At 61.1% G+C, this 24,455-nt stretch carries 18 protein-coding genes; 5 read left to right on the forward strand and 13 right to left on the reverse strand.

The window, feature by feature from the left end; genetic code table 11:
* The 3 genes from I2G40_RS04365 to I2G40_RS04375 all read right to left on the reverse strand — a co-directional run bounded on the left by I2G40_RS04365 (position 1) and on the right by I2G40_RS04375 (position 3,369).
* The gene (locus I2G40_RS04365; protein WP_195544313.1) at positions 1-1,524 is read right to left on the reverse strand and encodes a C69 family dipeptidase; all 1,524 of its coding nucleotides are present in this window, start codon (positions 1,522-1,524) and stop codon (positions 1-3) included.
* A 355-nt stretch (positions 1,525-1,879) separates the two neighbouring features.
* Positions 1,880-2,734 (reverse strand): bifunctional 5,10-methylenetetrahydrofolate dehydrogenase/5,10-methenyltetrahydrofolate cyclohydrolase, encoded by an 855-nt coding sequence (locus I2G40_RS04370; RefSeq protein WP_195544314.1) that lies wholly within the window; start codon positions 2,732-2,734, stop codon positions 1,880-1,882.
* A 2-nt stretch (positions 2,735-2,736) separates the two neighbouring features.
* The gene (locus tag I2G40_RS04375) at positions 2,737-3,369 is read right to left on the reverse strand and encodes a cyclodeaminase/cyclohydrolase family protein (RefSeq protein ID WP_161159940.1); all 633 of its coding nucleotides are present in this window, start codon (positions 3,367-3,369) and stop codon (positions 2,737-2,739) included.
* A 388-nt stretch (positions 3,370-3,757) separates the two neighbouring features.
* On the opposite strand from I2G40_RS04375, the gene I2G40_RS04380 reads away from it, so the two are divergent.
* The 3 genes from I2G40_RS04380 (at position 3,758) to I2G40_RS04390 (ending at position 7,984) form a co-directional block, all read left to right on the forward strand.
* Positions 3,758-4,357: a hypothetical protein gene (locus I2G40_RS04380; protein WP_195544315.1), complete on the forward strand. Its 600-nt coding sequence runs from the start codon at positions 3,758-3,760 to the stop codon at positions 4,355-4,357.
* Between the two features lie 241 nt (positions 4,358-4,598).
* Positions 4,599-5,192: a hypothetical protein gene (locus I2G40_RS04385; protein WP_195544316.1), complete on the forward strand. Its 594-nt coding sequence runs from the start codon at positions 4,599-4,601 to the stop codon at positions 5,190-5,192.
* Between the two features lie 305 nt (positions 5,193-5,497).
* The gene (locus I2G40_RS04390; RefSeq protein ID WP_195544317.1) at positions 5,498-7,984 is read left to right on the forward strand and encodes a phosphatidylinositol-specific phospholipase C; all 2,487 of its coding nucleotides are present in this window, start codon (positions 5,498-5,500) and stop codon (positions 7,982-7,984) included.
* Between the two features lie 95 nt (positions 7,985-8,079).
* Here I2G40_RS04390 and I2G40_RS04395 read toward each other — a convergent pair whose 3' ends face one another.
* Positions 8,080-8,349 (reverse strand): hypothetical protein, encoded by a 270-nt coding sequence (locus I2G40_RS04395; RefSeq protein WP_138340451.1) that lies wholly within the window; start codon positions 8,347-8,349, stop codon positions 8,080-8,082.
* Between the two features lie 168 nt (positions 8,350-8,517).
* On the opposite strand from I2G40_RS04395, the gene I2G40_RS04400 reads away from it, so the two are divergent.
* The gene (locus I2G40_RS04400; protein WP_229028365.1) at positions 8,518-9,567 is read left to right on the forward strand and encodes a PDDEXK nuclease domain-containing protein; all 1,050 of its coding nucleotides are present in this window, start codon (positions 8,518-8,520) and stop codon (positions 9,565-9,567) included.
* A gap of 425 nt (positions 9,568-9,992) precedes the next feature.
* On the opposite strand, the gene I2G40_RS04405 is transcribed toward I2G40_RS04400, so the two are convergent.
* The gene (locus tag I2G40_RS04405) at positions 9,993-11,330 is read right to left on the reverse strand and encodes a TFIIB-type zinc ribbon-containing protein (RefSeq protein WP_195544318.1); all 1,338 of its coding nucleotides are present in this window, start codon (positions 11,328-11,330) and stop codon (positions 9,993-9,995) included.
* Between the two features lie 218 nt (positions 11,331-11,548).
* Here I2G40_RS04405 and I2G40_RS04410 point away from each other — a divergent pair, with 218 nt between their 5' ends.
* On the forward strand, positions 11,549-12,730 hold the full coding sequence (locus tag I2G40_RS04410; protein ID WP_195544319.1) for a cation diffusion facilitator family transporter: 1,182 nt from the start codon (positions 11,549-11,551) through the stop codon (positions 12,728-12,730).
* Positions 12,731-12,841: 111 nt separating this feature from the next.
* Here the strand turns inward: I2G40_RS04410 and I2G40_RS04415 are convergent, their stop codons facing one another.
* From I2G40_RS04415 to I2G40_RS04450, 8 genes are all read right to left on the reverse strand, one after another.
* Complete coding sequence (locus I2G40_RS04415) at positions 12,842-13,852, reverse strand: SNARE domain-containing protein (RefSeq protein ID WP_195544320.1); 1,011 nt, start codon at positions 13,850-13,852, stop codon at positions 12,842-12,844.
* 179 nt (positions 13,853-14,031) lie between these two features.
* Positions 14,032-15,699, reverse strand: a complete 1,668-nt coding sequence (locus tag I2G40_RS04420) for a formate--tetrahydrofolate ligase (protein WP_118065139.1) — start codon at positions 15,697-15,699, stop codon at positions 14,032-14,034.
* A 146-nt stretch (positions 15,700-15,845) separates the two neighbouring features.
* On the reverse strand, positions 15,846-16,913 hold the full coding sequence (gene ruvB, locus I2G40_RS04425; protein ID WP_195544321.1) for a Holliday junction branch migration DNA helicase RuvB: 1,068 nt from the start codon (positions 16,911-16,913) through the stop codon (positions 15,846-15,848).
* On the reverse strand, positions 16,913-17,533 hold the full coding sequence (gene ruvA / locus I2G40_RS04430; protein ID WP_055310211.1) for a Holliday junction branch migration protein RuvA: 621 nt from the start codon (positions 17,531-17,533) through the stop codon (positions 16,913-16,915). Before ruvA ends, ruvB begins: the two co-directional genes overlap by 1 nt.
* Entirely contained in the window at positions 17,533-18,054 is a 522-nt protein-coding gene (gene ruvC, locus I2G40_RS04435; RefSeq protein WP_195544322.1) for a crossover junction endodeoxyribonuclease RuvC, read from the reverse strand. Before ruvC ends, ruvA begins: the two co-directional genes overlap by 1 nt.
* Positions 18,055-18,348: 294 nt before the next feature.
* The gene (locus I2G40_RS04440) at positions 18,349-20,334 is read right to left on the reverse strand and encodes an NAD(+) synthetase (RefSeq protein WP_195544323.1); all 1,986 of its coding nucleotides are present in this window, start codon (positions 20,332-20,334) and stop codon (positions 18,349-18,351) included.
* Between the two features lie 117 nt (positions 20,335-20,451).
* On the reverse strand, positions 20,452-20,814 hold the full coding sequence (locus I2G40_RS04445; RefSeq protein WP_035137352.1) for a desulfoferrodoxin family protein: 363 nt from the start codon (positions 20,812-20,814) through the stop codon (positions 20,452-20,454).
* 165 nt (positions 20,815-20,979) lie between these two features.
* On the reverse strand, positions 20,980-24,453 hold the full coding sequence (locus tag I2G40_RS04450) for a DEAD/DEAH box helicase (RefSeq protein WP_195544324.1): 3,474 nt from the start codon (positions 24,451-24,453) through the stop codon (positions 20,980-20,982).
* Positions 24,454-24,455 lie beyond the last annotated feature (2 nt).

Genomic DNA, 24,455 nt, shown 5'->3' on the forward strand with positions numbered 1-24,455 from the left:
CTACCTCACGTTGTCATTCATCGCGAAAGAGTTCTTCATGGCGCAGCTCGTGGTGTAAAGCACCTTGCCCAGCAGGGCATCGGTCTCCACGCGAACACGCTCGGCAAAGGCCTCGTTGGCGCGTGCAAGCTCGGCAGGCACCTCGACCTCGGGCAGAGCGGCTACGGCAGCGTCGACGTCATGGATCTGCTTGTGGCCCATGCCACCGACCTTCTCCTGATAGTCCTCCACAGCGCGGCCGCACTCATGGAAACGGACGTCGGCCAGGGCGCCGATCAGGCGGTTGGCCCAGTAGAAGTTTTCGGACGTCACGCGAGCCTGCGTGTCGGCATAGTACTCGGGCATGGTCTCGACGTTGGCGTACAGAGGGACCAGCGCGTTAAACGAGTTGGAGCCAAAGGCCATCCACTGCACGGCGCGATACGCCGGCTGCGCATAGGGGCGCAGCTGCAACACGGCGAGCTGGCTGTTGCGGTTGATGCCGATGGGGCGATAGGCACCACGCGTAGCGGGCGTGCCCTTGCTGCCGTAGCAGTCGTACTCCGTGCCCTGGTAGTGGCTCGAGAGCACGTACTTGATGTCCTCGATGGTCACCTTGCGCTCGGGCACGCGGCTCCAGGGGATATCGTCGCTCTCGGGCGTGTAGTCGGCGTCGGGGCCATCCCACACGTCGCTGGGGTTGAGGCAGCGCTGCATGTACCAGGCGCGCGGCGTGTTGTAGACATGGTCGCTGTCGCTGTGCGAGCCAAAGGCCTCGCGCGGGTTAAAGACGGCAGCCGGGCCGTCGCTCTCGACGCCCAGCGTCAGGTCCAGATGCCACTCGGCCATCCAGGCGCGCAGGTCGGCGGAGCACATATGGTCGGCCTGGGCGCCCTCGGCGTCATCCAGGTCAAAGCTGTCGATGCCCAGCTGGTTGGGCATGGTCACATAGGCGTCGTCAGGCACGCGCTTGGCGATCCAGTGGTGACCGCCGATGGTCTCGAGCCACCAGATCTCGTCCACGTCGCTAAAGGCGATGCCGTTGTTCTCGTAAGTGCCGTAGCGCTCGAGCAGGTCGCCCAAGATACGCACGCCGTCGCGGGCGGACTTGGCATACGGCAGCACCAGGGTCACCATGTCCTCCTCGCCCAGGCCACCGGGCTGCGCCGGCACATAGCCGTCCTCACCCTCGTTGCCCTTGGCGGGCACGTAGTCCACGAGCGGATCGGCGCCGCGGACGCGCTCGTTGGTGGTAAGCGTCTCGGTTGCGGACATGCCAACATTGAGCTCGTTGAAACCGGCCTCGGCCCAGATACCGTGGCCCGGGACAACATCGGGGACGCTCGTATAGCGCATGGGGTTATCGGGCAGCTCAACGGTCAGGTGGCTCAGGACGCTCGTGTAGACACGCGGCTGCTCGTCGGGATGCACTACGCGCATGCGCTTGGGCTCAAATACCCCGTTGGACGAGTCCTCGTTACGCGCGACCAGGGTCGACCCGTCGTAGCTTGCGTTTTTACCGACCAGAATCGTTGTGCACGGCATGCGCATCCTCCTTGAGCGAAGAAATCAAACGGCAACAGTGTATCGCTTCGGCGCAGAAAGGGCGAAACCACGGCCTCGGCAGCCCCCGTGGTCAAAAAATGCCAAATATGAGTACTGTCACAAATTTAGTGGCAGCAAATTGCACTGTTCCGGGCGCCGGGAATCCTCACCTGTCCAAAAACTGAGTCTAGTAATTCCCCATACGTCCAATAAAATTGGCTCTTTAACGATATTACTTATCGCTAAAGAACCAAAATGATCTCAAACATATGTGACTAACTTGGCAACAGTACTCATATTTGGCATTTTTTGACCACGGGGTATCTAACCAACCCCCTAAACAGCCTCCAAACGCCTATTTTACCGCGCGCTCAGCCGCCTCGATCACGTGCTTGGCGAGAATTGCTGTCGTCACGGCGCCCACGCCACCCGGCACGGGGGTGATTGCGCCAACAACCGGCTCCGCGGCATCAAAATCGACGTCGCCGACCAGCTTGCCAGCGGCTTCGTCCCAATTAATGCCAACATCGATAATCGCCTGGTCCTCGCGGACCGCATCTGCGCCAATCGTGCGCGCGCGTCCAACGGCGGCAACCACAATGTCGGCAGCACAGCACTCGGCGGCAAGATCGCGCGTATGCGTATGGCACGTCGTCACGGTTGCGTTGCGCGCCGTAAGCATGGCGGCAACGGGGCGGCCAATTACCAGTGAGCGTCCGACCACGGCAACTTTGGCGCCGTCCAGCTCAACGCCGTAATGATCCAGCAAAGCAAGCACGGCTTCAGCTGTGCAGGGGGCAAAACCCTCGCCGCGCCCCGAAAGCGTGGTGAGCAGCGAAGCCGGCGTCATGGAGTCAACGTCCTTGGCGGGATCGAGCGCTGCGGCGACGGCGTTCTCGTCAAGGCCGGCGGGCAGCGGGCGAAACATCAGACAGCCATGAACAGCCGGGTCGGCATTGATGTCCTCGATGGCCGTCAACAGCTCGTCTTGCGAAACACCGGCAGGAAGCAACACGCGACGCGCCTCGATGCCAACCTTTTCGCAGCGTTTAAGGGCGCCGCGCTCGTAGGATAGGTCGTCCTCGCGTTCACCCACACGCACGATAGCAAGCGTCGGAACAACACCGCGTTCGCGCAGCGCAGCGCAGCGGGCAGCGAGCTCCTCAGTCAAAGCGCGGGCGACGGGAGCACCCTTCAGTAGCTCAGCCATGGCTATCCCCTCTTTCTTGCAGCGTCGGAGGCGCGGCGCGCCAGCGCATCGGCGCGCGGCAACCATGTGTCGAGCAACTCATCACACGCCGTCTCGAGCTCCTCGGCGCGTGCACGATCCTTCATAGACGTGGTGTTCGCAAAGAGCGTCAAGCTCGCGCCCTGCATGGCGGCGCGGCAGAATACGGCGCCGCACGCCACATCGGACAGCAGCTGACGCGAACCCTTGTCGGCCATGTCCTCGAGCAGCGCCAGTGCGCGCCCGCAGGCATCCATAATGCGATACGGCGGCATAGCGGCCACATGCAGCGCATCCTGAATCGCAGCCGGTCGGGCCGGGTCCTCACGCGGAATACCGTACGCAGCGGACACCTGGCCGTACGCACGAACGTCCTCGGCGACCAGACCCACAAGCTCCTGCGCCAACTCGTCTGCCTGGGCAAACGCACGCGTCAGGTCATCCGCACGATCAGCAAGCGCGGGATTGGTCGCACCGTAGCGGGCAACCATTCCGCACAGCGAGGCGCCCAGCGCGCCCACAAAAGCGCTCGCGCTGCCACCACCGGGAACTGGCTCGCGCGCGGCCAGCGCCTCGGCAAAACCGCGACAGGTTTTATCCATCATCTCTTGGCTCATACGCACACGCACCTTCAAGTCATATATATCGGTCGGGCGGCCGACGTCGGCCGACCGCATCGATCACGTAATGGTGCTAAGTCTAGCCCATAAGTACGCGAGCGTCAGCGCACCTGGCCATCGCGGATTTCTATGGCACACGATAGGCGTCGGCACCGCAAACATGGGACACATGGCCCACCTTTCGAGACTCTCTGGCAGCACAAACCGGGGCATATCTATAAATAAGGAGCCCGTTGGGGCACGGCTGCGCAACGACCACAAACCACGAAAGGATGCATTAACGTACTCATACAACCCACGCACAAAGACATCCGCCGCAAACGGAAACAACGCCCCAACAACATGCGGCGCCATGATGTCACTAACAGACAAGGAGGACGCCACCATGATGAAAAAGACCCTATCGATCCTTTCCCTTTGCATCGCCCTCTTTGCCGCGCTCGCCCTTGTGGGCTGCGGCGGGAGCGCATCGGGCGGCGGCAGCGCCCCCAAGAGCGAGAGCAAGGAAAAGGCCCCCGTCGCCAAGAAGACCGACTACATCTGGTTTAAGGTCGAGATGCCCGAGGGCGTCGGCGTAAGCGACTCTGCCGGCAAGAATGCCGACAGGGTCCAGCTCACCTTCCCCGAAGACGAGAACGCCTCGGCCGATCGCTTTATCCCCGTTTGGAAAAAAGCGCTGACGGCCGAGGAATCCCACGCCGACCAGGCGGAAAAGAAGGGGGATACGTTCCAGTGGAAGGATGGCGGGTCCGTCGAGTATAACGGCAGGACGTGGCTCGTCGGAACATACGAGGACAACAGCGGCATCTCAACCATGCTTTTTACCGATGTTGAGCCGGGAAGCGTCTACGTCCTCATCTCGAACTTCGACCAGCACAAGAAAGAAGCCGAGGCGCTTCTCAACTCCATCGAGTTCCCCGACGACATGAAGAAAGCAGTTGACGAGGCACGTGAAGTCGAGATTTCGAGCATCGAGATCAAGTAACGGGGCACCCGTACGCGCCTACGCGAACCCGCGTAGGCGCGCCCCATTAAAACAACGGGCGCCCAACCCGGGGAGGGCCGACAGCATCGGCCCTCCCCTCTTTTGCGCCCTCGCATATTGCCACTTGTCGGCGCAAATCCTGCCCCCAGAATGGGACACATGGCCCACCCGAATGAGCTGCTCACGCGTACAGTAAAGACAGGTAATCCATGGGCGGTTACAGATCGAGGAGGACACGACCATGAAAAAGAAGGCCTTTGCGATTCTCACCCTCTGCATGAGTCTTTTTGCCGCGGTTGCCCTGGTGGGTTGCGGCGGAAGCGGCGGCGCTACCGGCAGTGGCGGTGGCGGCGGCGCAGAAAAGCCAGCCGTGGATATGAGGACCGACTTCATTTGGTTTAAGGTCGAGGTCCCCGAGGGCGTCGAGATCACCGACGTCGCAGGCGACACTGCCGACAGGGCCCAGTTTAAGTTCACCGAGAGCGAGCACGCCAGCGATCGCTTCATCCCCGTCTTCGATCCTGACAAGAACGCCGACGAGCTGTTCGACTACGAGGCAAAGTGGAATGCCAGCTTTGAGTGGACCGAGAATGACCCCGTCAAGTACAACGGCAAGACTTGGCGCAACGCTTCCTATACACACTCGGGCGGCGTAACGACCGAATACTTCACCGACGTTGACGGCGGCAGTGTGTATGTGCGTATCGACAACGTCGAGGAGCACAAGGACGCCGTCGAGACCATGATGAAGTCTCTGGAATTTGCCGACGACATCGCCGAGGCCAAGACCGAGGCCATGGACGTCAAGCTCGACGATATCGAGATCAAGCGCTAAGCGACTGGCGAGCGCAACGGGAAACACGGTCGCAGTGCAAACAAGCGACGGTACCCCAGCGCTTCGTACCCAGGGAGGGCCGGTAAACCGACCCTCCCTTTCTTATGCCTGTAGCCGACGAACGCGAGGATGCCGGACGCCGGAACCGCCCCAAATGTGGCAACAGTACGAAAACGACAAACACCCCAACACGTCCGCCCACCGATTTATTGCGCCGCGCAGACAATTAAACCAGCATCTTTAAACATCTGGGCAGTATAGTGACCAAAACTATCGCATAACCGCACTCTGCGAATGGAGAAGTTATGACCGAACACCATGCCATCAGCCGCCGAGCGTTTACGCTGGGCCTAGGGCTTGCGGCGTTGTCACCACTTGCAAGCCTGCCCGAAACCGCAGCGCCGGGCATTCCCCTGCGAGCGGCATTTGCAGACAACACACCCGCACCGTCGGACAGCCTCGACAATTTCGTCATTCGCCTTCGCCCCGCGGGCTATTTTCGCACCGCGAGCGTCAACCAAGACGGCAACGTTCGCGGCAACGTCTGCCACCTGTTTAACGACGGCACGTCCAGCAAGCTCATCCTTGAGAACGTAACGACCAAGAATGACGATACAAACTGGTATGCTATCCGCACCTTGCTCAATTTCGAAGAGCATAAAAAGACGGGCTACAGCATTTGGTCGGTCGACGACGACTCTGACAAAGATGGAAAGGTCATCCACGTATGGGGCGGCGAGTATGACAACAAGCCCAGCCGCGCTTTTGCGTTCGAGCGTCAATCAAACGGAACCTATATCATCCGAGACCGCACGGTCGAGAAAGAAACCGAGAAAAAAGACATTAAGTACCTGGCAATAGAATCGAACGGCGAAGACCAGGACAACAATAAGATCTGCCATAAGAGTAAGAGCATTCCGTGGGAGCTCGAACTTATCGGTTACGACATGAAAAAGAACGATGCCACGGTTAGCAGCCTCGACTGGATCACGTACAGCAGCTACGTCGATGGGCCATGTTGGATGAAATACGTCGACGACAACAAGTTCCTCGACGAGCTGAGCATCCCGGGTACGCACGATTCGGGCACCTGCAGCGTGGACAACGACACTGAGCCCCAATCCTCGCAAGTAAAATGCCAGCAGGATTACATTCCCACGCAGTTGCTCGAAGGCATTCGCTATTTTGATATCCGACTCGGAAAGGGCAACGACCCCGGTATCGACCACGGGGATTACTACCTGCTCAAAAAAGACGCGTACTTTATGCATCTTTCCGATGTCATAGGCTACTTCAAAACGTTTTTGAACGAAAACCCGACAGAAGCGCTCATCATGCTTGTATCACGAGGCAACGACGAGGCTACCGACGAAAGTGTTACGACGGCTTTCGCCAAGGTTTTGGACGACAACCCCAAACTGTTCTATACGTCGAGCCATGTCCCCACGCTGGGCAAGGTGCGCGGAAAGATCGTTCTGCTGCGTCGATTTAGGCTCGCCGGCAACAGTGTAAGCGGCCACACGTGGGGCCTCGACCTTACCGAATGGGATGACAAGATCAAGGCTCACTCCGACAGCGCCACTATGTGTCTTGTCCAAGACGCGCGGGGCTTTGAAGCCGCGGGGGAAACAGGCGACAAAGAGCCCTATTGCACCAAGGTATACGCCCAGGACAAGTACAAACTCACGGGAACCGACAAGCTCAGCTGGGTCGATAATGCGCTGAAGGAAACGACCGGGCGCACGCGCAACAAGGTGGACGTCGTGGACGATGACGGGGCCAAGGTGCAAGTCCAGGAGCGTTGCTGGTCTATCAACTACACCAGCTGCACGGGCTTGTCGCACGGAGGCAATCCTTTTACCTCGGCACGAGTAGTCAACGAGCATCTGTATAAGAGCCCGTACATCAATCCCAGCGGCATCGAGGATACAAAGTCAGATTACCTCGAGCACATTGGCATCATCGCATCCGACTTTGTTGATGCGGCGCTGGCCCGGAGCATCTACCAGCGCAATTACGATTACGATACACAGCACAAGCAGACAGCTTCGTACTACCTCCCGACCCGCATGCGCATGACGTACGGCGACTCGCTGAGCGATGCCTCGCTCCAGGATGGCAAAACCGTTGGCGAGGGCCATTTCCGCCTTGTCGACAGCAGCAACGTACTCAACGTGGCGGCTTCGGGCCATGCGTTTGCCATTGAATACGTGGATGTTGATGCCCTGGGCAACGAGACCGTTACAAGACTGCAGGGCTTTGTGCCTATCGATATCGATCCACGCGCGCTGACGCCCCATTTTGAGGGACTCGAAGGCCTTAAGGCCGGCGAAGACGTGCGCGCCAAGATTGCGGCATCACTCGAGGGCAAGCTCGAAACCGATGCCTGCACGGCCCAGCTCGAGTTTGTGCACGACGCGGACGGCGCTCCGGGCACGGCAATGGCCGAGGGCGAAACATTTGCCGCAGGAACGTACTGGGTGCGCGTGAACGGTCTCTTGGGCGACGCGGCGCAGAACTACACGCTCGCCAGCGACGGAGCCGCAAGCTTTACCGTTGCAGCCTCGGGCAACGCGGGCGGCAACGGCGCCGGCACCGACGGTGGCACGGGCTCCAACGCAGGTAGCGCCGACAAGAACGGCAAGGGCAAAAGCTCGGCCGGAAAACTCGCCGACACGGGCGACGGCTCTGGCATTGCCGCCGGGCTCGCTGCCGCCGCCGTGGCGACAACGGTCGCCGGCGCGGCGATGCTTGCCAATGACCGCGAAAACGTTGGGGACGACAGCGAATAGGCAAGCCCGCCTTTTAGACACATCGACTCAATTGGGGGGGCGCAGAATACCGTTCTGCGCCCCGATTTTTACCTTAGCCCGAACACCGTTATCGGCTACATCACCATGTTCAGCGCATTCACGAACTCCTGAGCTTGGGAGCGGCTGCTCAGACTAAAGACACAGGCAGTCAACAGCCTGTTACGTAGGAAAACGTCGCGGCCCTTGATCCTGCTGACCCCCGTAATGTCCTTAAGATAAACAATCTCGGTGTGCTTGCCACCAAAAGTGCCCTTCTTGAGCACCTCGATGCGGTTAGGGTAGATCTTGACGTCTTTAAACCTACCCGAACCTTTGTCCTGGAACAGCAGCGTGTTGTTGTCCATACGCGTCACTCCCGCGGGGTTCGCTAAAACTGCCTCTATGGTCACATTTTAACCACCGCAAGGCTCCCATGCGAAGGTGCCAGACAACATAGCAATTCGTGTCCGCGCGAGGCTTTAAACTAAATGCGTTAAAGATGCATTCCACAAGAGGAAAGTGGGGCGACAGTGATGGGTGAACTAGTAAACCGTGGAGAATCGGCAATCGTGCCCGAAGGTTTTTACAAGCAGGTCTCCTCGATTCTCAACGCCGCTCGCGACAAGGCCTATACCGCCGTTAACTTTGCGATGGTTGAGGCATATTGGGAGATCGGCAAGAGTATTGTTGATGAACAGGGCGGAGAGGAGCGCGCCAAGTATGGCGATGCACTGATCGACGAACTTGCCGTTAGATTGACTAAGGATTTTGGCAGAGGCTTCAACGCCAGAAGCTTAAGATACATGCGTCAGTTTTATCTTGCGTTCCCAATCCGGAACGCGCTGCGTTCCGAATTGAATTGGACACATTACCGCAGGTTATCGCGTATAACCGACCCTGATGCTCGAACATGGTACATGAACGAATGCGCCGATTCTCGTTGGAGCACGCGTCAGCTCGAACGCCAGATCAACACCATGTTCCGCGAGCGCCTACTTGCCAGCAAGGACAAGGAGGCCGTCACCCAGGAAATCCAAAAGAGCGCCCCGGCTCGTCGCCCCGAGGATATCATCCGCGACCCATATGTACTGGAGTTTTTAGGTTTCTCGGACGATACTGCGTTTCGCGAGAGCGATCTAGAGCAGGCGCTCATCACGCATCTTCAGAAGTTCCTGCTGGAGCTTGGCCGTGGTTTCGCTTTCGAGGCGCGCCAAAAGCGCATCACCTTTGATGGGCGCCATTTCTATATTGACCTTGTTTTTTACAACTATCTGATGCGCTGCTTCGTGCTCATCGACCTTAAGACGGACGACCTTACGCATCAGGACCTGGGCCAGATGCAAATGTATGTGAACTACTACACGCGCGAGCTCATGAACGAAGGCGACAATCCGCCCATAGGCATCGTGCTCTGCGCGGACAAAAGCGATTCGATTGTCGAGTACACGCTGCCCGAAGACAACGACCAAGTGTTTGCCGCCAAATACCTGCCGTATCTTCCAAGCAAGGAAGAGCTGGCGCGCGAACTAAGCGCCGAGTACCGCGCCATCAACGAAGCGACCAATGGCGAAACGCAAGGGTAGCAGCACGTTGCGACCGAAGCCACCGCAGCCGTCGCAGGCGCACTCGCGGTTGCGACGCACGCTACGAAACAATACCGGTCATGGACGCCGGCAACGACATTCTAGCCGTGGCTGGCGAGCGTGACCTGACAGGCAAAGACGCGGCCTTCGTCTGATGTGGGTCCATTGGCTGCCACAGAAAAGGGCCGGTTGCAGCCGGCCCTTTAGACGATAATACCTGCGTTGCCCGCGCTTCCGAAGTGTGACTAGCTGAGGAGCGGGTTCCGCGGCACAACCTGATTTTACCCAGTGAGGAGGCTCTTTTGCAGCCGCTCCACTGTTTATTTACATCTGGCACCCTCAAACAATCAGACGGCAGCCCGCACTCCTGAGAGCTGCCCCGCACCCCCGGCCATCACCTTACGGCAACAACCGGTGCTACTCCCCTACTTCCCAAATAGCGCACCCAGCAGACCGCGGCGTTTGGGCTTCTCCTCTCGGTAGGAACCCTCGACGGCGGCTGCAACCTGGCGCGGTTGCTCGCCGCCTCCACGGCGCACGATCTGGTACAGGAAGGGCGATTTAACGTATTTGACCTCGACGGGCGTGGCGTGCACGGTGCTCTCACCGGACAGATGCAGGCTCGGGCTGAGCGGTGCCACGATATGCGTTTCGCGCTTGTCGCTAAACACCACCGCGGCCGCGCGGCCCGTCTGGCCGTTTACGGCAATGCGCACCTGCTCGCCATCGCGGCCGTCTGTCGCCGGACGATCGACAAAGTAGACCGGCACCATCACCAGGCCGTCCTTATGTTTGCGGGCCTTGCGCGCCCACATGCGAATGCTCTTTTTATTGAGCCCCAGTACAGCCTCGGCGTCGTTGCCCGCAACGTCGAGCGCCAACTTATCAATGACCACCTGGTCCTTGGTAGACGCATCGACTGAGACAACGCGAAAGTCACCTTCCTGCATGGCGGGATCGAACGGACCGACCTTGGCAAAGTCCCACGGCTCCAAAATGCCCATGAGGCGAACGTCCAGGTAGTTTGCCCTGGGGTATGCCCAGTCGAGCACCTCGTAGTACACCAAGGCCTCCTTGCTCAGGCCCTTGCCCGGGAAGCTCGCCATCATGCGCAAGTCCGCCAGCGCCATGGGGAAATAGAAGAGCATCATGTCGTTTTGGATCGCGTCTTCCATGTCGTGCCCGGCAAAGGCATCCGGATACTGGCGCACCAGCTGCAGCGCGTTGGCACGTGCCTGCTGCGGCGAGATTTCGCAGGGAATACCCTGCTCGGGCACATACTCCGCACCAACGCCCATGGTCAGGCGCTTGCTAAACGTCCCCGGCTTGAGCAGGTCCGCAATGCCGATCTTATTGCCGCAGGACGGGCACTCAAACACACGCTGCGTTGACTCGCCCTCAAAGGACGCTCCGCAGAAGGGGCAAGGAATGCTCACATGCGTGGCCTCTTGGAACTCCTGCGCCGTGCCGCGATCCTCCCACAGCAGATGTTCCAGGACCGACTGATTGCGCCAGTGCGCATTGAAGAAATACCAGTCCGGGTCCTGCGGGCGCTCGAGTTGCGACACATGCGTGAGTTTGAGCAGTCCATCCACCACCGTCAACGGCGTATGGCGAATACCCAAAGCGCTCTTGGGCTCTCCGGCGTCCGCCTGCCACGGAACCACCGTGCCGCAATAGGCGCACTCAAAGCTGCGCTTAGCCTGGTGCGAGTACATAGGGCCGCCGCAGTTTTGACATTTAATGGCAAACATCTCGTCCATGGAAACGTCCTCCTTTGCACAGGGGCTGTCGACATTAAGTATGTCGAGCAAGCAGGCACATGCCCATACCCATGTGGCCCAAAATGGACCACCCAGGCAGACGAGAAGGCTCGCTCGTTAGCACCGGCAGACTATTGCTGCATTTTCTGAGCATCGGCGCACGGCGCCCCCGTGCGAGCTACACTATCCCCTTAAACATGATTGTGAGGACGACCGCTATGCTATTTGTAAATCGGCTGGTACATACGCTTGTTCCCGGCAGCGAGAGCGAGCCGGTCGATGCATCTTGCCGCACCAACGCGGGCTTTTCCGCAAGCCTCGTCTGCATTGGCCTCAACATCACCCTGTGCCTGGCCAAGGGCATCGCGGGTCTGCTCGCCGGCTCCGTCTCCCTCATCGCCGACGCCTTCAACAATCTCTCCGATGCGTCGAGCAACATCGTGAGCCTGCTCGGATTCCGACTTGCCAGCCGCCCGGCAGACGAAGACCACCCCTATGGCCACGGCCGCTACGAATACCTCGCCGGTCTGGTTGTCGCCGTCCTCGTTTGTGCCGTCGGCATCAACCTGGTGCTCGAGTCCGTTACCAAGATCATCAAGCCCTCCCCCACCGCTTACACACTCGTTTCCCTTGCGGCGCTGGCTACATCCATGCTCGTCAAGTTCTGGATGGCGGCGTTCAACCGCACGCTGGGCAACCGCATCGACTCGGAGACGCTCATCGCCACGGCGCAGGATTCCAAAAACGATGTCATCGCCTCGGGCTCGGTCTTGGCGGCGGCGCTCATTTCGCAAACGACCGGCTTTGACCTCGATGGCTGGGCGGGCCTGGGCGTGGGCATCTTCATTTGCATCAGCGGCATGGGCCTGGTGCGCGACGCCATCAGCCCGCTGCTGGGACAAGCGCCCGACCCCAAACTCGTCCAGGAAATCCGCGATAGGATTATGTCGTACCCGCAGGTCCTGGGCACGCACGACCTCATGGTGCACGATTACGGCCCCGGCCGTCAGTTTGCCAGCGCACACGTGGAAATGCCCGGCGAGGGCGATGCCTTTAAGCACCACGAGATTCTGGACACCATCGAACACGACATCAAACGCCAGATGGGCATCGGTATCACGCTGCACTGCGACCCCATAGCCACCACCGGCGACGACCTGCGCGGCTGGGTCAAGCGCGGCGTAGCGCAGATCGACCCCACGCTTTCCATCCACGACCTTCACGAACACGACGGGTTCGTTTCGTTTGACCTGGTGCGTCCCGACGGCTTTGACATATCCGACGAGGAGCTGCTGGAGCTCGTCACGCGCATCGTGCACGAGCGTCGACCCGATGCATCATGCGTCGTCACGTTTGACTCGGGCTTTAGCTCGCCCGAACGTCCGGCAGAGCAGCTGTAATCGACAGCAAAACGGGACGCAGGACCGCCGACCAACGCGCCTACGCGCCCGGTCACGCGATCCTGCGTCCCGTTTTTGTTTGCACTGCTAAGACTTCTAGCCGCTCGGCCGCTAGTTTCCCTGTGCGCCCGAAATGCCGTTTTGTAGGGCGTTCCAGGCATCCGTCGCCATGTCTCCCAAGTTCTGCGCGGTATCGCCCAGGTTTTGTGTCGTATCGCCCAGCTCTTGCGCCTTGTCTCCCAATTCCTGCGCCTTGTTGCTCAGGTCCTCCAGCATGTTAGAGCTCGAGCTGTCGGTGCCGCTTTGGCCGTCGGACGAGTTGCCCGAGCTGTTCTTGTGCGTGAGTTGAATTTCAAGGTTACCGTTGTCGTTATAGTAGGCAGATGTGACGACCCAGTTGGCATCGACGACGGGCGTTGAGCCATCATCAGTCAGGACCACGGCATTCGAAAGATCGGCACCGCGCGACTTGAGGAGCTTCTTGGCGTTGGACCAGTACTGCCCCGGGATATCGCTCAGATCGACGGTGCTAGACGAGGCGGACTCGGTTTGCCCGGCAGTGGTATCGGCCGTTGAACTCCCTCGCTTGTTGAGCATGCCCGACACAATGGCGAACACAATCGAGAGGGCAAAGAAGATCGCCAGCACAATCAGGATTTTCTTGATCACACTCGACGAACGCGACGGCGCCTCTTCCTCGTCCTCACCATACTGCGGAATCGATTTGGGATAGTCGCGATAAGGTTGGCGCGCATACGGATCGCGCGACTCATATCGAGGCTGGGCCTGTGCCGTGCGCGGCACATACGTCGTCTGCTGAGCCTGCGGAATGGGATTCTGCGGCAGGTCATCATAGGGATTCGGCGTCGAGGCAGCATAAGAATCCTGCGGCGCGTAATCAAACGGATCCGGGGCTGCGTTGCCATAGGGGCCTTGCGAAGATGCAGCGTAAGAATCCTGCGCCGTGTCGCCATAGCCCATAACCCGGGTGGGCTCGGCAGAAGGCTGCGTCGCGGCGGGGTCGGTATAACCGGGGTTGGGAACAACGCGGGTCGCATCGGCGCTATCGCCAACCTGCGCGGAACCGTAGCCGCCCATCACGGTTGTCTTGTCCTGATCCATGCAACGATTCCTTTCCGTCGCGCGTGAGCCTCAAGCTATCCATGCATTCTACCCGCGCAAAAGCCTATGACGGGCAGAGTCCGTCGGTATCTACAAGACATGCGCGGGCCTAAGGATCAAAAAGCCCCGCCGTGCCTTGTGGGCGCGGCGGGGCGGGCTAGCAGCTATGGACAGCAGGCTTAGAACAGGCCGGTGATGTTGCCGTCGTTGTCGACGTCGATGTTTTCGGCCGCGGGCACCTTGGGCAGACCCGGCATGGTCAGAACACTGCCGGTCAGCGCGACCACAAAGTGGGCGCCGGCAGAAACCTTGAGCTCACGCACGGTGATGCGGAAGTTCTCGGGAGCGCCCAGGGCCTTGGCGTTGTCGCTAAAGCTGTACTGCGTCTTGGCGACGCACACCGGCAGGTTGCCAAAGCCGTTCTCGCGCAGCTCGGCGAGCTGGCGCTTGGCGGCCGGCGTAAAGTCAACGCCGTCGGCGCGGTAGACCTTGGTGGCAATGGCCTCGAGAGCGTCGGCCACATCGGCGCCGTCCTCATAGGCAAACTTGAGCTCACTCGGCTGCTCAATCAGACGCATAACCTCATCGGCCAGCTCGAGCGCGCCCTCGCCGCCCTTGGCCCAGACCTCGGATAGCTTAACGTTGACGCCGAGCTTCTGGCACTCGGACTCGATGAGCGCAAGCTCGGCCTCGGTGTCCGTCGGGAATCGGTTGATGGCGACCACGCAGGGCAGACCATAAACGTTCTGGATGTTGTCGACGTGACGCAGCAGGTTGGGCATGCCAGCCTTGAGTGCCTCGAGATTCTCCTCGTTGAGGTCGGCCTTGGCGACGCCACCGTTGTACTTCAGCGCACGAGCGGTCGCGACGATCACGACAGCGCTGGGGCGAACGCCCGTCATGCGGCACTTGATGTCGAGGAACTTCTCGGCACCCAGATCGGCACCGAAGCCGGCCTCGGTAATAGCGACATCGCCAAAGCGCATCGCCATACGCGTGGCCATGATAGAGTTGCAGCCGTGGGCAATGTTGGCGAAGGGACCGCCGTGGACAAACGCGGGCGTGCCCTCGAGCGTTTGCACCAGGTTGGGCTTGAGCGCGTCCTTAAGCAACGCGGCCATGGCACCCTGGGCCTTGAGGTCGCGGGCACGGACGGGCTCGCCGGCAAAGCTATAGCCGACGACAATCTCACCCAAGCGTTCCTTGAGGTCGTTGATGCTCGTAGACAGGCACAGGATTGCCATGACCTCGGAGGCGACGGTGATGTCGAAGCCGTCCTCGCGCGGCACGCCCTGGGCCTTACCACCAATGCCATCGATAACATGGCGCAGCTGACGGTCGTTCATGTCGACGACGCGCTTCCAGGTGATGCGCTTAACGTCAATACCGAGCTGATTGCCCTGCTGGATGTGGTTATCAAGCATGGCGGCCAGCAGGTTGTTGGCAGCACCGATAGCGTGGAAGTCGCCGGTAAAGTGCAGGTTGATATCCTCCATGGGGATCACCTGAGCCCAGCCGCCACCGGCAGCACCGCCCTTAACGCCAAAGACAGGGCCGAGCGAAGGCTCGCGCAGGGCCACGGCACTCTTGACGCCGCGGCGACGCAGGCCATCGGCCAGACCGATGGTCGTGGTGGTCTTGCCCTCGCCCGCAGGCGTTGGGTTGATAGCGGTCACGAGAACGAGCTTGGCCTGGTGATCAGTCGGCTCGTTGAGCAGTGAATAGTCGACCTTAGCCTTGTCGAAGCCGTACGGAATAAGGTGCTTAACGTCGACGCCGGCGTTCTTGGCCACCTCGGTAATAGGCAGCGGCGTGACAGAACGTGCGATTTCGATGTCAGTAGGCATGGGCGGTCCTTTCGTTACCGAATGAGAAAAAGACCAATTCAGCATAGCACGGGCGCGCAATAGTAAAACGCCCATAACCGATGAACGGCGATATGTTTACCCGATGCCCAGCGATAGCCTACAGATGCGCTAAAACAAGCCCATTCCTACAGGGTCGGTTCAATACCCAAATGCTCAAAGGTGCGAAGCGTTGCCTGGCGGCCCTGGGGCGTGCGAATCATCAAGCCGCACTGCAGCAGATAGGGCTCGTAGACATCCTCAAGCGTACCCGGGTCCTCGCCCACCGCGCTAGCAAGCGTCGTCAGGCCCACGGCACGGCCGGAGAACGTCTTGGCAAGCGTCTCCAAGATGCGAATGTCCATCCAGTCCAGACCAAGCTCGTCGATCTCAAAGAACTCGAGCGCCTGACGGCAAATGTCAAGCTCAATAGGACCGTTGCCGCGCACCTGCGCGTAGTCGCGCACGCGCTTGAGCAGACGGTTGGCAAGACGCGGCGTACCGCGGGAACGCGAGCCGATCTCGAGTGCACTGGCATGGTCGATCGTCACACCCAGAATGGTCGCCGAGCGTGTCACAATCTGGGCGAGCTCCTCGACGGTGTAGTAATCCAGGCGATACGAAATGCCAAAACGGTCGCGTAGTGGGCCGGTCAACATGCCCGAGCGAGTCGTTGCCGCTACCAGCGTAAACTTGGGGATATCCAGGCGAATCGAGCGCGCCGCCGGACCCTTGCCAATCACGATATCGAGGGCAAAGTCCTCCATCGCGGGGTACAGGACCTCCTCGACCGAACGGTTGAGGCGGTGGATCTCGTCGATAAACAGCACATCACCCGGCTGCAAGTTAGTAAGGATGGCCGCCAGGTCGCCCGTGCGCGCGATGGCGGGGCCACTCGTGGTCTTAATCTGAGCGCCCAGCTCGTTGGCGATAACGGTGGCCAGCGTGGTCTTGCCCAGGCCCGGAGGACCCGAGAAAATCACGTGGTCGAGCGTCTCGCCACGGTTCTGCGCCGCTTCGATCAACACGCGCAGGCTCTGCTTGATGTGCTCCTGGCCGCAGTAGTCGTCCAGGCGCTGGGGGCGCAAAGTGCGGTCGACATCGAGGTCCTCGGCCGTCAGCTCCGAGCCCACCATGCGCTCGCCGTGCGCCATGGATGCCGCCGGCGAGTTACCGGGCGTCGCCCACAGGTCCTGAGAGTCATCGGCTTCCCACATCACGCATCCATTCCGAGTCGCTTAAGCGCCGCGCCGAGCAGATCCTCGACACGCATATTCTGCCCATCATACCCGCTCAGGGCAACATCGGTCTCCTGCGGGCTAAAGCCCATGGAAAGGAGCGCCGCACGGGCATCATCGATGGCCGAGGGAGCAGCAGCGGGCACGGGCATCGCAACCTGGCCGGGAATCACGTCGACCGGCACAAAGCCCTTATCCTTGGCAAAGGTGCTCTTGAGTTCCAGGATCAGGCGCTGAGCTGTCTTTTTGCCCACACCGGGTACCTTGGCCATGCCCTTGTCGTCCTCGGCCATCACCAGCGAATACAGCTGCCCCACGGTATAGGTGGAAAGCACGGCGAGCGCCAAGCGCGGGCCAACGCCCGAGACGGACACGAGCCGATCGAACATCGTGCGCTCATCCTTGGAGGAAAAACCGAAAAGTGTCATGGCGTCCTCGCGCACCTGCATACGCGTATAGAGGCGGACCTCGCCGCCGGGCGTCGGCAACGTGGCCGCAGTGCTGCCCGAGATGCCGAGCTCAAAGCCAACGCCCGACACATCGACGACAGCAGAGCTCATCGTGGCCTCGACAAGCGTTCCATGGAGCTGGGAAATCATCAGTATCCGGTTCCTCTCTGTTGATAGAACTCGCCACCGGTGAGGGCGCGGGTGCGGCTGAGGTTTACGTGGCAGATGGCGCAGGCCAGGGCATCGGCGGCATGGTCGGGATGCGGGTCGTGGTCGAGCTGCGTGAGCGTGCGCACCATGTAGGCGACCTGCCGTTTGTCCGCGGCGCCGGTGCCCACAACAGCCTGTTTGATCTGCATGGGCGTGTACTCGCCAATCTCGAGCGCGCATTCCGAAAGCGCCACGAGTGCAGCACCGCGGGCATGAGCCGTAGGAATGGCCGAGCGAACGTTGGCGCCAAAGTAAATGCTCTCGAAAGCAGCGGTATCGGGGCGGTAGCGCTCCACGACACCCTTGAGGTCGCGGGCGATATGCGACAGGCGCACCGCGAGCGGACTTCCGGCACTGGTCTCGATGCAGCCATAGGCACGGCAGCGAACCTCGCCACGACGCTCCTCGATAATCCCCCAACCCGTATGAGCCAAACCGGGGTCAATGCCCAAGATAACCAAGCCAACCTCCCCTCGTCTTTTTCAAAGCACAAGGCAAGGCCCCGCGCACTATTCACGAACGTCTGTTCTAGAATAACACAACAGCGACCGTATCTAGCAAGCAAGGTTGAACCATAGGTTGAGCATAAGTCAGCGAGCGAGTCCCTGCCGTGGCAAGGTGTCACGAAAGAGGAGCGCCGCGTACTTCTGTACGCAAGCGACGGTTTGAGCGGCAGATTGCCCGGCAGGGGCTCGCGCAGCGTCGACTCGTTACGCGGTTTGGTAAAACCGCGTAACCTTGGCCCTATCCCATAGTTAGTTCTGCGAGAAAAAGGGGAACTGCCTCGGATCCACCGGCGGATGCGGCATCGGACCACCCTGGGGACTACCTTGCGAGCCGCCCTGACCGCCCATCATCTTATCGATGGCGTCCTGAACCTCGCCCTCGAACTTTTTCATTCCCTCATGCAAACGACGCTGACCGTCCTCAGAGCGCAGCTCCTCCATCTGCTCGGGCGAAATACCCAGTAGCTCGCCCAGCACGCCCATCATCTCGTTTCGCACGCGCTCGCTCGTATCCTCGTCAGCAAAACGGCGCACCTCGGCGCGCGCCAGCGAATCGACCGTCATACGCTCCTTGCCGTTAAGCCCCAGGTCGGACCACGCGAGCATATACGGCCAGGCACGCTCGGCAAACGAACGGGCCGAGACGATCGGCGCCGTCGGCAGCATGCGGCGGGCGGCCTCGCCCTGACGCACGAGCATCAGCAGCAGCGAGCAGGCCTCAGGCTTGCCAGCGGCCATCGGGATGTCGTCGAAGGGTCGGCTGCGGTCCACGTGCGCCTCGAGCGCGCCATCGACCTCACCCGGCTCAAGCCCGCCGAGCAGCTGTGCCGCGCGGTCGAGCATATCGACCGGACCATCGAGCGTCGAGAGCGCCTGCGCCAACACTCGCTCCATGCAGTCTTCCACCGCGTTGAGCGTCACGAGCTCTTGGGGCACCACGGCAGACGTGCGGTTGCGCACGCGCGCCACAAACTCAAGCGTCGACAGGTACACATCGCCAAAGGGCGCAAAGTCGCCCTGGTAACCGCCGCAAAGCGCCGGCGCCGCCAGCGCATACTCGGTTTTGGACAGCGGGCTCAGCGCCATCGCGCCCAGCTCGAGCGCCGTGTCCTCCAGCATGAGGCCCAGCGTGCGCAAGCGCAGACGCTCGGCATCGCCCGCCGACACGTCGCGATCGAGCACACGCGCCGCATCCGGTACATCGCGCTCGACAGTGCGAATGTGCAAACGCTCGGCGATGGCACGGACGGCGGCACAGCGGGCAGCCTCGGCCTCCTCCTGCGCCGGCGTAAAGATACGGTTGCGCCCCAGCACCAAGCCAATCACATTACGCGGGCCCAGAGCGTCGACGGCCAGCGCCGCCAGCAAAGACGACGGCAAGTCGCCCTCGAGTGCCACCACAGCACGCGACGTACCGTGGGCTCGGGCGTTGTCGCGCACGGCGAGCACCAGCGCCTGCCACAGCCACTCCTCGGAACGGAACTCGGGCAGTTCGTGATCCTCCAGGGCATCGAGCATCACGCCGCGCTGAATCTCCTGAACCAGCAGGCTCTCCTCAAAACACGGCGCCTGGGCCACCACGCGACCGCAGTCGTCGAGCACAAACGAACCGCCGGTATACACCGACTCGTCATAGGCACCGACCGGCGCCATGCAGGCAAACCACACGCTGCGCTTGGATGCGATCTTGCGGTAGGCGCCGCTGCGAACGGCGGCAATGGCGGCAGTCTCGCGGTCGGTCATGTCAAACGCGTTGAATTGGAAATAGGCAATGAGGTCGACGCCGGTCGGCAACATCTCGAGCTCGCGGTCCAAGTCAAAAATCACGGCGATGCGCACGCCGTCCACGTCGAACACCGGCGGCGCCCAACGCGTGTCGTTGTTCTCGCCACGCTGCAGGGCAATGCTCGAACGCGCCGGCACCACATGACCGTCCTTGAGCATCATGTAGTCGAGCAGCGGCTGGCCCTCAAACGAAACCGCCGCGGGCACGATGCAGATCATGTCAAGCTCCTGGATACGCTCGGCGACACCAGTCAAACCGGCAAGCACGTCGTGCTCAAAGTCAGCAGCGCCCACCAGGCCACCGGGCATGGCGCCCATAAAGAGCGGAGCCGGAACGCACAGCACGCGCGCCCCGCGCTCGTGGGCCAGACGAGCCTGGTCCTCGATGCGGCCGCAAATGCCCTCAATATCCCCAAGGCGCATATCGATCTGTGCAAGCGCGAGCTTCATGGCTCAGCCCTTTCCGTCGTAAACCATCGAAATCGTAGTAAAAGCGCCGGCCGCATAATGCAGCCGGCGCTTGCATGTGCATATGCTAGCTATGATACCCCGAGCGGGGGCGCGCTCCTAGAATGTCGCGGACCACAGCCCGTGCAGGTTGCAGTAGGCATAGACGGTACCGGTCTTGGAGCCGCCCGCGAAAAACGTCGCGGGTTTCATGCCGGGCTCAAGGTAATGGACCTCTAAGCGGCCCTCGGCCTCAAGCGCGATCCACTCAATGTAGTGCTCGGGCAGGCTGGGGTGCTCGACCGAGCCAACGCGTGCGCGAATCACGTGACCGTCGCGCTCGGTCTCGACAACAGGCACGTGCTTCTCGTGCGCCGCGTCCTCAGTGTTTGCAGTCAGTTCCGTGCAACCGGCAGGGGTCGCAACGCCGTCGCCAAGGGCAGCGATGAGCTTGCCGTCAGGGTCCTTAAAGAATTTCGCCATGATGTTCTCCTTTGCTGATGTGCCAATGTTCTTGATGGTTCTTATGCCCAAAGGCAGACAAACCATCCACGGCATTGCAAATGAACACATAACGGATCAGGCAAGCGGTCGGGCCAAAATGCGTCGACCGTCCTGCCCATTCCAGCAGTCCCACCCCGCGCGCGGCTAGCGCCCGTCGCCGCCGAGCAGCGCCAGAACATCCTCGCGGGTAAACAGCGCCGACGAGATGCCGTCGCCGCCGAGCACGCTGTTGACCAGGTCGCGCTTGGACTCCTGCATCTGCATAATGCGTTCCTCAATCGTGTCCTTGGCGATGAGCTTGTACACGGTCACGGTATGTTGCTGGCCAATACGATGCGCACGGTCGGTCGCTTGGTCCTGCGCCGCCACGTTCCACCACGGGTCGTAGTGGATGACCACGTCGGCCGCCGTCAGGTTAAGGCCCACACCGCCCGCCTTGAGCGAGATCAAAAAGACCGGCACCTCGCCCGCCTGGAACTGTGCGACCATCTTGGCGCGGCTCTCTTTAGACGATGCGCCCGTGAGCTTGAGGAAGGCGATATCCTCCTTGGCCAGGCGCTTGCCAATGATATCGAGCATGCCCGTAAACTGGCTGAACAACAGGATGCGATGACCACCGTCGAGTGCGCCGTGCACGAGCTCCATGCACGTATCGAGTTTGGCGCTCCCCGCCTTGTAATCCTCGTAGTGTAGACGCGGGTCGCAGCAGATCTGGCGCAGCTTGGTGAGCTCGGCGAGTACCTTGAGCTTGTCTTTCTTAAACTCGGATGCCTCGCGGTGCTGCACTTGCTGGGCAATGCGGTCCTGGTTTGCCAGGTAAAGCTTGCGCTGCTCACCGGCGAGCTGAGCCACGACAGTGTCCTCGATCTTTTCGGGCAGATCGGCCACCACGTCTTCCTTGACACGGCGCAGCACAAACGGCGACACGAGTGCCTGCAGGCGAGCGGCGCTGTCGCCCTCGGAGTGCTCGACCGGACTTTCGAAGCGCTTTGCAAACGATTCACGCGTGCCCAGCAGGCCCGGCATCAAAAAGTCGAAGATGCTCCAGAGCTCGGATAGGCGGTTTTCGATGGGCGTGCCCGTCAGAGCAAAGCGCACGCCGGCAGGCAGGCGCTTGGCGGCGCGAGCCACCTGGGTGAGCGGGTTTTTAATGTACTGGGCCTCATCGAGCACCACACGGGCAAAGTTCTGCTCGACGTACTCGTCGATATCGCGCCGCATAAGGTCATACGACGTCACGACCACGTTATGCTCAGCCACGCCGGCAATCTGCACGCGGCGCTGCGCCTTGGCGCCCACGATTGCGCAAACATCGAGCGAGGGCGCAAAGCGCTCCAGCTCGGCAGTCCAGTTGTACACGAGCGAGGCCGGGCATACCACGAGCGTGGGCTTGATGTCCCCCGCCTCCACGCGCGCCAGGACATGCGCGATCATCTGGAGTGTTTTGCCCAGGCCCATGTCGTCGGCCAAGATGCCACCAAGGCCCAGGTGTTCGAGCGAGCCGAGCCACTGGTATCCGTCGACCTGGTAGCCACGCAGCGTGGCCTTGAGCGAGGCAGGTACCGTAAAGTCCATCTTGCCGAGCGTGTCCAGGCGCTCGACGGTACGGCGGAACGCAGCGTCGCGATCGGCCTCAAGCGCCGGCGTGCGCGCAAGCATGCTGTCGACGAACAGGGTACTCGACGCGGGAAGCGACACGCCGTCGAGCAGGTCGACAGCATCGACCCCCAGATCCTCGGCAAGGCCAAACGCGGCGCGCGCCCCCTCATCCAGGCGAATGATATCGCCCGACGTGAGACGCGCAAACGTCTGGTGACGCTTGTAGGAGTCGAGGTAGATGGCAAGGTCCGCAGCCGAAAGCCCGCTCGCGCCCAGCTCGACATCGAGCAAGTTACTCTTGACGGTGGCGCGCACCGAGAGCTTGGGCGCAGGGCGGACCGAAATCTGGCGCAGGCGGTCGCTGAGCATGACCTCTCCAAGCTCGGACAGGGCAGACAGGCCCTCGGTCAGCAAGTGGAACAGGCTCTCGTCATCGCGCTCCTCAAACGCCAGGCCGCCCTCGCGGAAATCAAAGTACAGGGCAGCCGTGTCCATAACGCGAAACTCCGCCAGCGTATCGCGGGGCGGAACGCCGGGGCGTTGCTCTTCGAAAGGACTGCCCGGAGCACCAAGACTAAAGAGATCTGCCGACCAATCGCCGTAGGCCACCGTAATCTTGCAGGTCACAAGGCCATCGTCGACGCCAATCGCCATGGCAAAACTCGGCTCGGGCGCCACGGCGTCAAGTACGGCGGGAGCGGTCAGGTCGGTGTAGTCGCGCAAGATCGGCAGCGCCATGCGGCAGAACTCGCCCACCTGGTCGGCGGCGATATGGACCGGCATGCGGCAGGGCAACAAGTGCGATAGGAACGGCGCCGCATGCTGGGCAAACGCCGTGTCGGTACGGCGCGCGCGGCGCGTATCGACCAGATAGGCTGCGTCGCCTGCGACAAAGCAGTACGTATCGGCCGGCAGGCGCAAGTCGTAGCTGCCTCCCGCCGCCGGTGCAATCTTGGCGGCAAGGAGCGGCGGGCGCTTAGCCGGGACTTCGCCCTCCCCCTGCGGCGACGGCTCGACTGCCACCTCGTAGGCGCGATGCGTCGTCGTTCCCCGCGACCAAGCAGGCTCAAAGGACATGGTCCTGCCGCACAGCAGGTCCAGCACGGACACGATGGAATGCTCGGATATCGGCAACTGACGCTCGGCGACAAAACCGTTGCGGACAAAGTCATACGACGCCGAGCGCGAGCTCGTAATATCGCCTAGGTAGGCGACCGTCATTGCGATAAAGTCGAGCAGCTTTGTCGACACGTCATCGAAAGCCTCGGGCACATGGGCAAACGTAAGCTTCTTGCCATAGGAGAACGTACCGCCGCGCACATAGGCATCGGCCATGCCGTCGATATCCTTAACCACGTAGGACACCGAACCGCTACGAATGCGAAACTCGAGCGCCCAGTTAAAACGATCGGCAAACAGCGGATTGTAGTACGGCACCAGCGAGGGCTCCAGCACCGCTTTGGGCGCATCGGGGTCAATGGTGCTGGCGAGCTTGCGACGCATGACCGCGAGCTCGTCCATGCGCGCGTCCGAAAGATCGGAAAGCGCCGCCACAAGGCTCGGGCTCGTGGGGACGGGCGCCGGGAAGGGAAAGTTGGGGTTGACCGCAGATGCGGTGGGCGCGGAGCGCGTGGGCTGCTTGGACTGTGCGGGCGGTACTGTAAACGTGCGGACCGGCGTGCGCAAACCCTCGACGGGCTCGGCGCCACTGGCATCCAGATACGCCAGCGCCGTGGCGATGGCGTGCTTGCACATGCCGGAATAGCGGAAGGCGGCGGGGCAATCGCAGTCGTAGTCGATAACCTCGTGCTCGTCCATGTCGAGCGCCACGTGCGTCTTGTACAGGTCGCCGCGCGAGCCGCGCACCGAGCCCTCGATGTTCACGTTTTTGGAGAAGCGCGAGCCGGAGTCCTCAAACGACAGCACGGCACCGTTGAGCATGAGCGAACGCCCCTTCATAAAGGTGCCGCTCAACGCCGCCTCTTTGCGAAGCGCCTGCACAAACGTCCCCTGTGCCATCA

The sequence above is a fragment of the Collinsella aerofaciens genome (assembly GCF_015558785.1).
GTDB classification, from domain to species: domain Bacteria; phylum Actinomycetota; class Coriobacteriia; order Coriobacteriales; family Coriobacteriaceae; genus Collinsella; species Collinsella aerofaciens_P.

Coding starts and splice junctions, on each gene's coding strand:
- I2G40_RS04365 (WP_195544313.1), bottom strand. CDS start 1,524: ATGCCGTGCACAACGATTCTGGTCGGTAAAAACGCAAGCTACGACGGG.
- I2G40_RS04370 (WP_195544314.1), bottom strand. CDS start 2,734: ATGGCTGAGCTACTGAAGGGTGCTCCCGTCGCCCGCGCTTTGACTGAG.
- I2G40_RS04375 (WP_161159940.1), bottom strand. CDS start 3,369: ATGAGCCAAGAGATGATGGATAAAACCTGTCGCGGTTTTGCCGAGGCG.
- I2G40_RS04380 (WP_195544315.1), top strand. CDS start 3,758: ATGATGAAAAAGACCCTATCGATCCTTTCCCTTTGCATCGCCCTCTTT.
- I2G40_RS04385 (WP_195544316.1), top strand. CDS start 4,599: ATGAAAAAGAAGGCCTTTGCGATTCTCACCCTCTGCATGAGTCTTTTT.
- I2G40_RS04390 (WP_195544317.1), top strand. CDS start 5,498: ATGACCGAACACCATGCCATCAGCCGCCGAGCGTTTACGCTGGGCCTA.
- I2G40_RS04395 (WP_138340451.1), bottom strand. CDS start 8,349: ATGGACAACAACACGCTGCTGTTCCAGGACAAAGGTTCGGGTAGGTTT.
- I2G40_RS04400 (WP_229028365.1), top strand. CDS start 8,518: ATGGGTGAACTAGTAAACCGTGGAGAATCGGCAATCGTGCCCGAAGGT.
- I2G40_RS04405 (WP_195544318.1), bottom strand. CDS start 11,330: ATGGACGAGATGTTTGCCATTAAATGTCAAAACTGCGGCGGCCCTATG.
- I2G40_RS04410 (WP_195544319.1), top strand. CDS start 11,549: ATGCTATTTGTAAATCGGCTGGTACATACGCTTGTTCCCGGCAGCGAG.
- I2G40_RS04415 (WP_195544320.1), bottom strand. CDS start 13,852: ATGGATCAGGACAAGACAACCGTGATGGGCGGCTACGGTTCCGCGCAG.
- I2G40_RS04420 (WP_118065139.1), bottom strand. CDS start 15,699: ATGCCTACTGACATCGAAATCGCACGTTCTGTCACGCCGCTGCCTATT.
- ruvB (WP_195544321.1), bottom strand. CDS start 16,913: ATGTGGGAAGCCGATGACTCTCAGGACCTGTGGGCGACGCCCGGTAAC.
- ruvA (WP_055310211.1), bottom strand. CDS start 17,533: ATGATTTCCCAGCTCCATGGAACGCTTGTCGAGGCCACGATGAGCTCT.
- I2G40_RS04440 (WP_195544323.1), bottom strand. CDS start 20,334: ATGAAGCTCGCGCTTGCACAGATCGATATGCGCCTTGGGGATATTGAG.
- I2G40_RS04445 (WP_035137352.1), bottom strand. CDS start 20,814: ATGGCGAAATTCTTTAAGGACCCTGACGGCAAGCTCATCGCTGCCCTT.
- I2G40_RS04450 (WP_195544324.1), bottom strand. CDS start 24,453: ATGGCACAGGGGACGTTTGTGCAGGCGCTTCGCAAAGAGGCGGCGTTG.